Raw genomic sequence first — 14,144 nt, 5'->3', positions numbered from 1 at the left:
GGGGGAGGGGAGGAAAGGTGGCGCTACCGCACGGCTGCCACGCACTCAGTCACATGGTCGGTGTTGATCACGTCGACGCCCAGCTTGCGGAGTTGCTTCCAGGCGTTGGGGGTGTCGGGAGCATTCCAGAACCGGATGGGGCAACCCGCTTCGTGGGCGCGTTTGATGATCCGCTTGAGCTTGGCTTTATCGTCGTCGCTGATCTCGCCATTACCGTCCCAGCGGGCGTATGACCGGAAGTTATCCGAAATCAGCGCAACCCGTTTGACGGTTTCTTCGTCGTACAGCTCGCTCGGTCGACCGTCGAAAAACAGGTACAGCGGAAAGTCGAGGTAATTTTCGACGCGGGGCCGATTACCGCTCACCACCACCCGTATCGCCTGCGCCGAACTGTGGCGGCTGAACACGATAATCTGCTTTTCGATTAATGCCCGCAGAATGGGCAGCACGTCCTCGGCCTTGTCTTTCACGTCGATCATAAGCGTGGGAGCATAGCGTCGGTCAGGACTCACGCGCCCATTGTATTGGGTAAACAACGTACCCAGCGGCGTCAGGTACGTTGCCTCAAGGGTACGTTTGGCGGTATCGGCTTCGGCGGGGGTATGCGCCAGTACCAACTGCCCGTTTCGCAAAAACACGTCGGCTTCGATGAAGTCGGCGCGGGCAGCGAGGGCGTTGGTGAGCGGCTGCGGTTTTTCGTAATCGTTATGCGCAAAGACCAGCGGTTGCCCGAAAACAGATTGAGCAACGGCGTAGGTGAGCGAAATAAGTAGTAGGATGGTGCGCATAGGGGAGGGGAGCTTTACGAATCAAGGTCCAAAAACCAACGTTGCTTTTTTTCTGCCAGTATACGAAGAGCAGAGCAACATTGGTCTTTGGACCTTGAACTTACTAACCTACGCCAGCTTCCAGCCGTCGCGGTAATTACGTGCCACAAACTGGTTGGCTTCGTCGTAGTTGGTAATCTTCATGTTCTTACCATCCCACAACAGCTTTTTCCGACCGGGGTAATCGAACCCGCGACCATCGGCTTTGGCCGTGCGAAGGTTATAGCTGCGGATGGCGAGGTTACCCATCAGCACCGTTTCGGTGAGCGGACCCGAGAAGTCGAACGACGACGTGAGTGCTTTGTGCTCCTTGCTGTTAAAGCCGGCTTTGCAGGCGTCGGCCCAAAGCACCTGATGGCCAAACTCCGGCAGTTTGCTGGCTTCGGCTTTCGGCGCTTCGATCTTGTCGCCTTTCTTCGTATAGATCTTCGGATTCTGCCCATACAGGCCGCAGGTCAGCAGACCTTTGTCGCCGATCATCAGCATCCCGTTCTGGCCACCATCTTCGCTGAGGGGCTCGCTGTCGGGCAGCATGTCGGGCCGGAGGGGCTTAATACCACCGTCAGACCAGGTCATCGTGATGGGCGTTTTGTTGGTGCGGGTCGGCTCAAATTGCAGCATCACCTGCGACGACGGCGGGCAACCTTCGGGGATGTATTCGGGCGTCCAGTCTTTCAGGAATACGGCTCCTACGCTGCACTCCACCGACGTGGGCGAACCCAGTCCCAGTGTGCGGAACGGCACGTCCATGATGTGGCACCCGATGTCGCCCAGGGCACCGGCCCCGAAGTTCCACCAGCCGCGCCATTTGAACGGATGGTAACCGGGCGAATAGCCTACTTTCTGCGCCGGTCCAATCCACAGATCCCAATCCACGTCGTCGGGTGGGGTCGTGGTTTGTGGTACCGGAATCCCCTGCGGCCATACGGGGCGGTTGGTCCAGAAGTTGATCGTGTGCACGTTGCCGATCAGGCCTTTTTTCACCCAATCGACCATCACCTGCTGCATGGGGTTCGACGAACCCTGGTTACCCATCTGCGTCACCACATTGTATTTGCGGGCGGCTTCAGTAAGCATCCGGGCTTCGTAGATGTTGTGCGTCAGGGGTTTCTGCACATATACGTGCTTGCCCAACTGCATGGCGGCCATCGCGACGACGGCGTGCGTGTGGTCGGCGGTCGAGACCGTTACGGCATCGATGTTCTTACCTTCCTTCTCCAGCATCTGCCGGAAATCTTTGTACTTGGCCGCTTTGGGGTGGTTCTCGAAATTCTTTTTGACCTGATCGCGGCTCCAGTCGATATCACAGAGGGCTACGATATTGTTAGCCCCGTTGTTAAAGGCATTGTTGGTGTCGGAATAGCCTTTTCCGGCGATGCCCACCCCAGCGATGTTCAGTTTATCAGAGGGGGCGATAAACCCTTTGCCCAACACGTGGCGGGGCACGATGAAGAAAGACCCGGCGGCCAGCGCTCCGGTTTGCAAAAATTGCCGCCGCGAAGGCTGCGGTGAAGGCTGGTTCGACGCTTCGTTTGGTTGGTTTGTCTGACTCATAAACGGGCAAGTTGGGTTGACGTTGCAGAAAATAAACTTGCTTTCTGGTAAAAGGCGAAAGTGGGTCAACTTACCGCTTGAGACAATAAAAATTGGGCGGCTGACCGACCTTCGTCATCAACCACCCACGTTTAAACACGTTCAGAGGCTTTATGCCTTGCAGAACGCAATGTGATCGTCTACGTAAGCATCTGAACGTCGGCCATAGCCCGACGTGAGCCGCAGATGAGCAACCAGTGAAATGATGTAGGCACAGGGCTGCATGGCCGACGTGTCGAATGTTTCCGATCCTATTTTTTTGTTCAGCCCCAACAGCGATACCGAGAAATGGGCGGGCAAGGGGGCGTTGCCTTCAAATGTCAGGCTCATGGTTTCTAGGAACGGGTGGACAACTGAATAATTGGCAGTCAAGACATCGACGATTTTGTTGCAACCCTCACCTGTAGCCGTTGTCTGGGCAATTTCGAGCATACCCACGCCCGTTTTCTGGCGGTCGCCACCTGCCCAGGATGGGTGTACACGTTGCAGGTACGTGACGTTGGTCAGCACAATCTTGGGGAGCGTGATCGAGTAGGCTAGTGTACTACTGCCTACCTCACGGGCCTCAAATGTAAGCTGGAAGGTATGCACGCCAGCTTGGCTCGTCGCTGGAAACGGTTGCCCCGCTACGTATACCGCCGGGGTTGTGAGGTCAAATGCCGCGGCTGCCGCGGCAGTATAGCGTTCATGGATGTTGAATCCCTGTTCGAGCAGCGCTAATGTGTCTAGGCTACCCAGCAACGTACCTGCACTAAACTGTCCCGTAGTAAACAGCGCATTATCGCGAGGAATCCGAATCCAGCCTTGAGGATCGACTACGACGTTGTGAGGGGCGCCTGCACTATTGACCATGTAAGGAACCGAGTCGTAGGGGGGAATACCACCCGTGTAGGTAGTAAGCGTACCAATACGGAAGGGGTTAAGGTAGTTGGCATCGACGATGACTTCGGCTGATGTCGCCAGATTTTTTGCTTTGAATCGGTACTCCATCGTGTTGGAGGCGATAGCCCCCGGTAGTATGCCGATAAGGTCAAGATTACCGGTAAATGCATTGTTCTGTGCGTCGATGGTAAAGCCTTGAGCATCGAAATCGCTGGCGATAGCATACTGACCAACGTGCGTAAACAAGGCAGGTACATAGGTATTAGGCCTGCCGGGGTTTTTAACGCAGAAATTGACGCAAAGGCAATTGGGTGCATTTTCGCGCCCTGGCGTATGGCCCTGGCTGCGGGGCTCCTGCAAGAGAACATCGCCGCTGCCCGTCTCAATTTTGAAATAAAGGTCAGGACCAGCGGGCCATTCCACATTGAGCCAGTTAAAGATCGTTTTACTGAAAGCCGCCTCTGAGTAATAGAGTTTGTAATGGCCGGTTGAGTCGGTAATGGCCGATCCCAGTGGATCATCCTGGATTAAATCAACATCGAAGGCCGATACCTTGAGCCCGGCCAATGGCGTTTGAGTAGCGCAATCGACAACTTGCCCGCAAACAACATAGGCCCCGAAACGCGCCCGAATAGCGCACCACCATTTGGACGGAATGGCGTAGGCCCAGTTAGCCGTTAGTCGTGCCGAATCGGCCGCTTCGCGCCATTGGGGTTGCAAGATCGTGATCGTAAACTGAACCTGAACGTTTTGCCGGTGCTTGGGCGGAAAATGATAAGGGACATCGTCAGTCATAAAATCGATCTCGAACGCTCCGCCGTCGTAATGGGTAGGGGGCAGGTCGATGATAAACTCACCCACTTCATTGGTTTTGGCTTCAGCCAGCAGAAGCGACTGCTTGGCGTTAATCGCCTCTGTGGTGAGTTCGCGGAACGTTTCTTTAGGATCGGCAACGGCCAATTCTATGATGCGCTGATCGGCCTGCGGTTTGTATAACCGGATCACGACGCCTGATATCTGTTCTGAACAGTGATCGCAGAAGAAACCGCGCAGGTTTCCTTTGAACTGATATTGCTTAGACATGGCTGAAAGAAATAGGTGTGGATACGTCCGAACATTGCCCCGGATCGTATTCACAAAGTTCGACCGCCAGAGTGATTGATTTTAGAGAATAACTACCTGATTTGTAGGAAAGTAAATATCCAGTGAGGGCACGTAGTTAACCGCCACATGAATATGGGATAGGAAAAGAATCGCTTCTGACAGGTCGGTGCAGAATCCACCGGGCGGGCTTTTTTTGTATGGTCCCTACTGTACTTTTGCTGATAGCACATATTCAGTTAACAAACGCCTGCATGGAGTCCATGACGAAACCATCGAAGACCGAAGCCCTCGACCGAAAAAATGCCGAAGCCCTGCTGGGTGGTGGCCAGAAACGAATCGATGCCCAACACGCTAAGGGAAAGCTGACCGCCCGTGAGCGCATCGCCCTACTGGTGGATGAAGGGTCTTTCGAGGAGATCGGTAAGTTTGTCATGCACCGAACCAAAGACTTTGGCCTTGACAAGGAATACTACCTTGGCGACGGCGTCGTAACCGGCTACGGTACTATCGACGGGCGGCTGGTGTACGTTTTTGCGCAGGACTTCACGGTATTTGGCGGTGCCCTGTCGGAAACGCATGCCGAGAAGATCTGTAAGCTGATGGACCTGGCCATGCAGAACGGCGCGCCACTCATTGGCCTTAACGATTCGGGTGGTGCCCGCATTCAGGAAGGTGTGCTGTCGCTGGCAGGTTATGCCGATATTTTTTACAGGAATACGCTGGCGTCGGGCGTGATCCCGCAACTGTCGGCCATCATGGGGCCGTGCGCGGGTGGTGCTGTTTATAGCCCGGCCATCACCGACTTCATTTTCATGGTCGAAAACACGAGCTACATGTTCGTAACCGGCCCCAACGTAGTGAAAACGGTAACCCACGAGGAAGTGACCGCCGAAGAACTGGGTGGCGCCAGCACGCACAGCACCAAGTCGGGCGTGACGCACTTTGCCTGCGCCAACGAACTGGCCTGCATTCAGCATATCAAGCAGTTGCTGAGCTACATCCCGCAAAACTGCGAGGATCAGCCGCCCATGCTGCCATATGAGTCGACCGGCGACGAAAGTCGGCCGTCGCTAGACAACCTGATTCCCGAAAACCCCAATCAGCCTTACGACATGCGGGAAGTGATCCAAGCGCTTGTCGATGCCGATTCGTTTCTGGAAGTCCACAAAAACTTTGCGGAGAACATCGTGGTTGGGTTCGCGCGCCTTGGTGGCCGGAGTATCGGTGTGGTGGGTAACCAACCCGCTGTGCTGGCCGGGGTGCTCGACATCAACGCCAGTACCAAAGCGGCCCGGTTCGTGCGGTTCTGCGACAGCTTCAACGTACCCCTGCTAGTCTTGGAAGACGTACCTGGCTTTTTGCCCGGCACCGATCAGGAATGGAACGGCATTATCACCAACGGGGCCAAACTGCTATATGCGTTCTGCGAAGCCACGGTGCCGCGTGTAACGGTGATTACCCGTAAAGCCTACGGTGGGGCCTACGACGTCATGAACTCGAAGCACATCGGCGCCGACATGAACTACGCGTGGCCAACAGCCGAGATTGCGGTAATGGGCGCGAGCGGAGCGGCTGAGATTATCTTCAAACGCGAGATTGCCACCGCCGACGACCCGCAGGCCAAATTGCAGGAGAAAGTGCAGGAGTATACCGAGAAATTTGCCAACCCATACCGCGCGGCTCATCGTGGGTACGTTGACGAGGTGATTTACCCGACCGAAACCCGCCAGAAACTCATGCGTGCCTTCCAGATGCTGGAAAACAAAGTGGCCACGCTCCCCCGCAAAAAGCACGGCAATATCCCGTTGTAATTGAGATTTCACCACAGAGGCACGAAGGACACTGAGAAGAAAAAGAATCGCTTGGAGAACGTCGTGCCTCAGTGGCAAAAAAACAGCACTCCAATACCCTTTTCGCCTTTTTCATATCTATTTGCGTCTCAGAAACGTTGATAACAAAACGACTACTTTCTGCTCTATGAGATCAATATACATGGGTTGGCTGCTGGCGTTGCTGGTGGGCGTAGGTATACTTTGCCCAATCACATCGCAGGCTACGCACGTGCGGGCGGGCGAGATTACCACCCGACGCCTGCCTAGTTCCGGCTCAGGGTCGGCCCTGACCTACGAGATTACCCTGACCGCGTACTATGACGTACAGAATGGGCAGACAGCCGCCGCTGCCGCTGATCAGGTGCTGTTCTGTCTAGGCGACGGAACCCAACAGAACGTACCCCGGTTACGTCCGATTCGCTTTCTGAATAACGCAACCACGATCAACATCTATCGGTTTGTGTACACCTATGCGGGGCCAGGTACGTATACCATCTCGGCGCGGGTCATTAACCGCAACGACAATACCCGCAACATCAATAACGGCAACTCGCTCAACGTCAACTTCTTTGTCTCGACGACTATCTTCGCTAACGGGTCGCTGGGACTGAACGCCAACCCCGTCCTGCTCAACGCCCCTGTCGATTCGGCCAAAATTGGGCAGCGCTACTGCCACAACCCCGCCGCCTTCGACCCCGACGGCGATAGCCTCTCTTACCGCATCGCCACGCCCCAGCGCGCACAGGGCGAAGACGATGTGAGCCCGGCTGCCTGCCGGTCGCTGCCTGTACCTGCCTACCAACTGCCCAACATCATCGGAGCACCGGGCCGCACCGAGGCTGGCAACTCACCGGCCACCTTCACCGTCGACCCCCGCACCGGCGACGTCTGCTGGGACGCCCCCGTCGAGGCCGGCCAGTACAACTACGCCTTCGTCATCCAGGAATGGCGACAGGGCGTGCTGATCGGCGAAATCACCCGAGACGTGCAGGTCATCGTCCTCGACGGACCCAACAAACGCCCCCTCATCGACCCCATCGCCGATCTCTGCGCCGAGGCGGGCTCCTTGATCACCCAGGCCATCCGAGCCACCGACCCCGACGGTAACCGCATCCTCTTACAAGGCTATGGCGGGCCCTTCAACCGCACCCCCGAGGGCACCCAGTTCAGCCCCGCCCTGCTGCCTCCCGCCTACGCCAGCCTCACCCCGGCGGGTAGCCAGCCCTCACCGGCCACGGGCACCTTCTCCTGGCAGACCAACTGCGGCCAGCTGCGCGACGAGCCCTACCAGATCACCATCAAGGCCACCGACCAGCCGCCTCGGGGTACGGCCTTCTCGCTCAACTCCTACGAGAGCTTCAACGTGCAGCTCATCGCCCCCCGGCCCCAGAACCTGACGGCCCGCCCCCTGGCCGGGGTGGGCACCAGCGGGCGGGCCATCCAGCTCAACTGGAGCGCCTACAGCTGCCTGCCCCCCGCCCCTCCCACTGATCAGCAGCCCTCGCAGATGCTCATCTACCGCCAGGAGGGCTGCGACACGCGCTCGCCTGCCAGCTGCCAGACGGGCATTCTACCGGGTTACACACTCATTGGACGCATCCCCCTGACGGCCACTACCTTTACGGATACGACCGGTCTGCGGCGGGGGGTGAGCTACACCTACCGCATCGTGGCCCAGTTTGCCCTGCCCACCGGCGGGGAGAGCGTCGTCTCGGCGGGTGTGTGCCTGAGCCTGCCTCTGCTGGCTCCGGTCATCACCCAGGTGACGGTCGACACTACCGGGGCGGCTACGGGGCCAGGCCGGGGCGTGATCACCGTGCGCTGGAGCCGGCCCATCGGGCTCAACCCCGCCGACGGGGGCGGGCCCTTCCAGTACCGGCTGCTGCGGGCCGAAGGCGCCACCAGCACGGCCTTCACCCAACTCACAGCCGTGAGCACCAGCCTGCTGCCCAATGTAGTGGACACGGTCTTTGTCGACCGGGGTATCAACACGGCCGGAGTCGTGTACCGCTACCGGCTGGAGTTCTACACGACGGTCAACGGGGCGCTGCTGCGGCAGGAGACCACCGAGATCGCCAACAGCGTGCGGCTGAGCGCCGCCGGTGGCATCCGTCAGATCGAGCTGAGCTGGGCGGCCACTGTGCCCTGGAGCAACGACAACCAGACGCATCTGGTGTACCGCAGTCGGACGGGTCCCCAAGGTCCTTTCAACCTGATTGCCCAGGTGGCCGTGCAGGGACCCGCCACCTACCGCTACGTGGATAGTGGGGCGGACCTGGTGGCCTCCGACGGCAACACGAGCGGGGTGCTCTCGCTGGACAGCAGCTACTGCTACCGGGTGCAGACGGTGGGCCAATACACCGACGCCACGATTCGGGCCCGTACGGGGCGGCTGCTCAACTTTAGCCAGATACAGTGCGCCACCCCGGGGGACACCACCCGGCCCTGCGCCCCGGCCCTGACGGTGGATCAGCTCAACTGCGCCACGCTGGCCCCCGATGCCTTCTGCAACCAGAGCACCTTCACCAACACCTTGACCTGGACGTACCCGGCTCAGTCGGGGGGGCAGGCCTGTGATGCCCGCATCGCGTCCTACAACATTTACTACGCCCGCTACGAGGGTGACAGCCTGCGGCTGCTGGCCAACGTACCGGCGCCGACCACCACGTTTTTGCATCAGAATCTGACCACGGTAGCGGGGTGCTACGAGGTGCGGGCGGTCAACAACCGGGGCCTGGAGAGCGGTCCCAGCAACCGGGTGTGCAAGGATATCTGCCCCCTGTTTGCGTTGCCGAATCTGTTCACCCCCAACGGGGATGGCAAGAACGACGTGTTTGCGCCGTTGCGTTGCCCGCGGTTTGTGGAGCGGGTAGAGGTGGTGATCTACAACCGGTGGGGGGCGAAGGTCTACGAATCGGCGGGCCCGTTGCTGGCCTGGAGTGGGCAGACCTCAGCGGGTAAAGAGTTGCCCGGCGGGTTGTACTACTACGAGGTGCGGGTGGTGTATGCGGGTTTGCAGCGCAACGCGCCCCCGCAGGTGCAGAAGGGCTATGTGCAGCTCATCCGAGACGCTATCGGCATGCGTTAAAAACACTCTTTAACGCATAAACCGAAAGGAGCGCGGTCAGTCAACCATTCCGGAGACTGGCCGCGCTCCTTTTTAATTAAAGAATAAGCTGTTAAAATTCACCCATCCGCCCCTTTGTGTAGAAACAGACTGTTCAAACTACCAAATGGCTTTGCTGCACACCAGACTATCAATTCGACGCACGGCGGTAGCCACCGTAGCGGCCGGGATCCTTTTCGCCGGAGCGTATCAAAATCGGGACATAAGCCGGGCGTCAGTCTCGTTTCTGGACCGCTTCTTCACGACCCTTTCCGACGACGACAAACACGATCCTAAAAATGCTGTCGCCAGCCTCAGTGTGGCGGCGGGCTTGCGGGCGTCGCTGGTTGCTGCCGAACCGATGCTGAAAAACCCAACCAACATCGACGTAGATGCGCGGGGACGGGTTTGGGTTTGCGAAGCCTACAATTATCGCCCGGCCATCAATGGGAACCCGACGCATCAGGAAGGTGACCGCATCGTGATTCTGGAAGATCAGAACGGCGACGGAGCGGCTGATGTGAGTAAGGTCTTTTATCAGGGCAAAGAACTCCAGTCGCCGCTGGGTATCTGGGTGCAGGGCAACAAAGTGATTGTATCCAACAGCCCTAACGTCTGGGTCTTCACCGACGATAACGGCGACGATAAAGCCGACCGAAAAGAACTGCTCTTTACGGGCATCGACGGCGATCAGCACGACCACGGCATGCACGCCTTTGTGTTTGGTCCAGACGGAAAATGGTATTTCAACTTCGGTAATGAAGGCAAGCAGTTAAAAGACAAAACGGGCAAACCCGTTATCGACGTAACCACCGGCCGCCCCATCGACGCTCAAAACTACCGGCAGGGGATGGTATTACGCTGCAACCCCGATGGCTCTGAAGTGGAAGTGCTGGGCCAGAATTTCAGAAACAACTTCGAGGTGGCCGTCGACTCCTATGGTACGCTCTGGCAGTCAGATAACGACGACGACGGCAACAAGAGCGTCCGGATCAACTACATGATGGAGTATGGCAATTACGGATACACCGACGAGCTCACCGGCGCGGGCTGGCGGGCCAACCGGACCAACATCGAGGCCGAAATCCCGTTCCGCCACTGGCATCTCAATGACCCCGGTGTCGTACCGAATCTGCTGCAGACAGGCGCCGGTTCACCCACGGGAATCATCGTTTACGAAGGTTCGCTGTTACCCGCCCAATTTCAGAATCAGGTGATCCACTGCGACGCGGGACCAAACGTGGTGCGGGCGTATCCGGTCGAAAATAATGGAGCGGGATATAAAGCCACCATTACTAACCTTGTGGAAGGCGTGCGCGATCAGTGGTTTCGGCCGTCGGATGTGTGCGTGGCCCCCGATGGCTCGTTGCTAATTGCCGACTGGTATGACCCCGGCGTGGGCGGGCATCAGGCGGGCGATCAGGATCGGGGCCGCATCTTCCGCATCGCACCGCCCAACACCCCCTGGAACGTACCCAGCACCGATGTGTCGACCGTCGACGGAGCGCTCAACGCCCTGCAAAGCCCTAATATGTCGGCGCGTTATCTGGGATGGACGGCGCTGCATAACCTTGGTCTTAAAGCCGAGCAGCCACTCGCTAACCTGTATGCCACCGCCACCAACCCGCGCATGAAAGCCCGGGCGCTCTGGCTGTTGAGCCAACTGCCGGGCAAAGGCACGCAATACATTGAAAAGGCCCTGACCGATGCCGATCCGAATATCCGTATTACGGCGCTGCGGGCGGCCCGCGAACAGAAAGGCGACGTACCCAGGTACGTTAAACAACTGGTTAAGGACGCCGACGCACAGGTACGTCGGGAATGTGCCATAGCGTTACGGCGTAACCCCTCGCCTGAAGCACCGGCGTTGTGGGCTCAACTGGCCGCGCAGCACGACGGCAAAGACCGCTGGTATCTGGAAGCGCTCGGTATCGGGGCCGACGGACAATGGGATCGCTACTACGCCGCCTACCTCAGTCAGGTAAGCGATCCGCTGGCCAACGCGGGTGGGCGTGATATTGTCTGGCGGGCGCGCACAAAAGCATCGGTACCCCTGCTGGCCCGGCTGGCAGGCGAGACCACTGTTCCCCTCAACGACCGGCTGCGCTACTTCCGGGCATTCGATTTCAATCCTGGCAAAACAGAGAAATCAGCGGCGTTGCTGGCGTTACTTCAGGCCCAGAAAAGCGAAGAAATCACCCGGCTGGCCCTGCGCCACCTCGATCCGGCTTTTGTCACGGGTAACGCCGCGGCCAAACAGGCCCTCCAGACGCTGCTCGACCAGACGTATGGCACACCCGAGTACATCGAACTGGTGCAGCGGTACGAACCCGCTAGCGAGAATAAACGCCTGTGGCAGCTCGCGCTACAGAAGCCGGCCGATAACGTGGGTAACGACGCAACCCGGCAGCTGCTCAAGCAGAAAGGCAGTGCCCTAGTCTGGCAGAGCCTGAACGGAATAGAGGCCGACGCCACCAACAACATGCTGACCGCCCTGCGCCGCGTGGGTACCAAAGAATCGTTAGCGATGCTGAAAACCGTAGCAACCGATGCCAAACGCCCGATGTCCATTCGGCGGCAGGCCGCCCGGATGATCGGCGGTAGCTGGGACGGGGAAGAAATGGTCATCGACCTGCTCAAAACGGGGCAACTGAAAGGCGACCTGAAGGGGGCCGCTTATCAGGGAGTAGCGACGGCCTGGCGCAAAAGTGTACGGGCTGAAGCCGCTAAATACCTGGACGGTGCGCAGACGGCATCGACCAAAAAACTGCCTGGCGTAACCGAACTGCTGGCCATGAACGGCGACGCCACCCGTGGTCTGGCGGTTTATAAAACCAATTGCTCAGTCTGCCATCAGATCAATGGCGACGGACAGGATTTTGGGCCGAAACTCTCCGAAATTGGTAGTAAGCTGGGTAAAGATGGACAGTACCTGGCCATCCTGTATCCCGATGCTGGTATCAGCTTTGGCTACGAAGGCTACGAAGTGAAATTCAAAGATGGCAGCACTCAGACGGGCATCGTATCGAGCAAAACCGAAACCGATTTACAGATGAAATTTCCCGGTGGGATGGTGCAGAACTTCAAAATGGCCGATGTGGTCAAAATGAAGCAGATCGATTCGTCGATGATGCCATCGGGCCTGCAGGAAGCAATGTCTACGCAGGAGCTGGTCGATCTGGTCGAATACCTGAGCACGCTGAAGCGGAAACAGTAAACCCTGCCATTAGACGTGTTAGCTGATTGTGAACGAGTAAATGCTGATACGGAATCCAATCAGTAATATGATCCGAAAAAGCCTTTTCCCTGTAATCAACCAGCTGAAATCGCTTTAGCAATAACTATTCTTAACTTCTGATTTTTTCCAATGACCCAACGTCGCGATTTTCTGAAGTTGGCCCTGGGGGCCGCTGGCGCTACCCTTGCCGGCACGTCGGTTGCACAGGCCGCTTTTGTTGGTAGCCGCCGCTCTGCCGGTGCTACTGTAGTTGCCAAAAACAAGTTTAAGCTCGATTATGCCCCCCACCTCGGCATGTTTGAGAACAGCGCGGGTAAAGACCCCATTGATCAGCTCAAATTCATGGCCGATCAGGGTTTTACGGCTTTCGAAGACAACGGTATGATGGGCCGTGACCCTGCCATGCAGGAAAAGATGGGCAAAGAGTTGGATCGGCTCGGGATGAAGATGGGCGTGTTTGTGGTCGACAAAGGCGGCAATGGGCAAAACTCATTGGCGGCGGGTAAGAAAGAATACATCGACATCTTCCTGAACGGCTGTCGTCGTGCCGTCGACACGGCCAAACGCTGTAATGCCAAGTTCATGACCGTCGTGCCGGGTGATTTCGAACGGAATCTGCCTATTGGTATTCAGACCGGACATGTGATCGACGCGCTACGCCGGGGGGGCGATATCCTCGCGCCGGCGGGGCTGGCTATGGTGCTGGAACCGCTCAGCGACACGCCCAATCTGTTCCTGCGCACGTCTGACCAGACCTACGAAATCTGCCGGGCCGTCAATAGCCCGGCCTGCAAGGTGCTGTTCGACATTTACCATATGCAGAAGAACGAAGGACATATCATCCCGCATATTGATTGGGCATGGGACGAGATCGGCTATTTCCAGATGGGCGATAACCCCGGCCGGAAAGAGCCAACCACCGGCGAAATCAATTACAAGAATATTTTCAAGCACATCTACGACAAAGCCAAAGCGACTAACCGCACATTCATTTTTGGGATGGAGCACGGGAACTCCCGCCCCGGTAAAGAGGGCGAGCAGGCGCTGATTCAGGCGTATATCGAATCGGATAATTTTGCCGTGTAACAGAGCGAAAAAAGGGGGGCCTTGCGGGGTTTGTTGAATGGAGAATACTTCATTCAACAAACCCTGCAAGGCCCCCCTTTTTTTGGACTCTTTTCTTACAGAACAACGACCGAATTCTCCTCGGCTGAAATGCCGCTGGCGACATATTTGTCGGCTGCCCAGTCATTTTCCCAGGTTTGGCCATCAATGACGAAACGGTATTGATATTCAGTGCCAATAGGGAGTTCTACCGTAGTTTTGAACGAACCGTCTTTCTGCTTTTTCAGCGGTTGAGCGGTTACGTCCCAATCGTTAAACTCGCCAACGAGCGAAACTACTTTCGCGCCGTTAACCGCTTCGGCGGGAAGTTCAAACGTTACTTTGGCAACAGGCTTACTTTTCAAAAATTGTTTGGCAGTGGCCATGACGTAAATGTTTTGATTTGACGCAAAATTATATCGGTATATCTTTAAAATGCTAATTATTAGTCCGTTACA

General features: G+C 57.1%; 8 protein-coding genes. 4 read left to right on the top strand and 4 right to left on the bottom strand.

The window, feature by feature from the left end; all coding sequences use genetic code 11:
* Positions 1-23 precede the first annotated feature (23 nt).
* The 3 genes from ACAW74_RS03755 to ACAW74_RS03745 form a co-directional block, all read right to left on the bottom strand.
* Positions 24-788, bottom strand: a complete 765-nt coding sequence (locus ACAW74_RS03755; protein ID WP_370696850.1) for a PI-PLC domain-containing protein — start codon at positions 786-788, stop codon at positions 24-26.
* A 108-nt stretch (positions 789-896) separates the two neighbouring features.
* Positions 897-2,381 carry a Gfo/Idh/MocA family protein gene (locus ACAW74_RS03750; protein ID WP_370696849.1) on the bottom strand — a complete coding sequence of 495 codons (1,485 nt, stop codon included), beginning with the start codon at positions 2,379-2,381 and terminating at the stop codon, positions 897-899.
* A gap of 150 nt (positions 2,382-2,531) precedes the next feature.
* Entirely contained in the window at positions 2,532-4,385 is a 1,854-nt protein-coding gene (locus ACAW74_RS03745) for a hypothetical protein (RefSeq protein ID WP_370696848.1), read from the bottom strand.
* A gap of 272 nt (positions 4,386-4,657) precedes the next feature.
* Here ACAW74_RS03745 and ACAW74_RS03740 point away from each other — a divergent pair, with 272 nt between their 5' ends.
* The 4 genes from ACAW74_RS03740 (at position 4,658) to ACAW74_RS03725 (ending at position 13,668) form a co-directional block, all read left to right on the top strand.
* The gene (locus tag ACAW74_RS03740) at positions 4,658-6,217 is read left to right on the top strand and encodes an acyl-CoA carboxylase subunit beta (RefSeq protein ID WP_370696847.1); all 1,560 of its coding nucleotides are present in this window, start codon (positions 4,658-4,660) and stop codon (positions 6,215-6,217) included.
* Positions 6,218-6,383: 166 nt separating this feature from the next.
* Complete coding sequence (locus ACAW74_RS03735; protein ID WP_370696846.1) at positions 6,384-9,326, top strand: T9SS type B sorting domain-containing protein; 2,943 nt, start codon at positions 6,384-6,386, stop codon at positions 9,324-9,326.
* Between the two features lie 145 nt (positions 9,327-9,471).
* A complete protein-coding gene (locus ACAW74_RS03730) occupies positions 9,472-12,561 on the top strand; it encodes a PVC-type heme-binding CxxCH protein (protein WP_370696845.1) in 3,090 nt (1,029 codons plus the stop codon).
* A 150-nt stretch (positions 12,562-12,711) separates the two neighbouring features.
* Positions 12,712-13,668, top strand: coding sequence for a hydroxypyruvate isomerase family protein (locus tag ACAW74_RS03725; RefSeq protein ID WP_370696844.1), 957 nt, complete (start codon positions 12,712-12,714; stop codon positions 13,666-13,668).
* A gap of 95 nt (positions 13,669-13,763) precedes the next feature.
* Here ACAW74_RS03725 and ACAW74_RS03720 read toward each other — a convergent pair whose 3' ends face one another.
* Positions 13,764-14,072 (bottom strand): isoamylase early set domain-containing protein, encoded by a 309-nt coding sequence (locus ACAW74_RS03720; protein ID WP_370696843.1) that lies wholly within the window; start codon positions 14,070-14,072, stop codon positions 13,764-13,766.
* Positions 14,073-14,144 lie beyond the last annotated feature (72 nt).

The sequence above is a fragment of the Fibrella musci genome (assembly GCF_041321105.1).
Lineage (GTDB): Bacteria > Bacteroidota > Bacteroidia > Cytophagales > Spirosomataceae > Fibrella > Fibrella musci.
Note: the sequence above shows the minus strand (reverse complement) of the source record. Positions and strands in the feature narration are given on the sequence as shown.

Coding starts and splice junctions, on each gene's coding strand:
- ACAW74_RS03755 (WP_370696850.1), bottom strand. CDS start 788: ATGCGCACCATCCTACTACTTATTTCGCTCACCTACGCCGTTGCTCAA.
- ACAW74_RS03750 (WP_370696849.1), bottom strand. CDS start 2,381: ATGAGTCAGACAAACCAACCAAACGAAGCGTCGAACCAGCCTTCACCG.
- ACAW74_RS03745 (WP_370696848.1), bottom strand. CDS start 4,385: ATGTCTAAGCAATATCAGTTCAAAGGAAACCTGCGCGGTTTCTTCTGC.
- ACAW74_RS03740 (WP_370696847.1), top strand. CDS start 4,658: ATGGAGTCCATGACGAAACCATCGAAGACCGAAGCCCTCGACCGAAAA.
- ACAW74_RS03735 (WP_370696846.1), top strand. CDS start 6,384: ATGAGATCAATATACATGGGTTGGCTGCTGGCGTTGCTGGTGGGCGTA.
- ACAW74_RS03730 (WP_370696845.1), top strand. CDS start 9,472: ATGGCTTTGCTGCACACCAGACTATCAATTCGACGCACGGCGGTAGCC.
- ACAW74_RS03725 (WP_370696844.1), top strand. CDS start 12,712: ATGACCCAACGTCGCGATTTTCTGAAGTTGGCCCTGGGGGCCGCTGGC.
- ACAW74_RS03720 (WP_370696843.1), bottom strand. CDS start 14,072: ATGGCCACTGCCAAACAATTTTTGAAAAGTAAGCCTGTTGCCAAAGTA.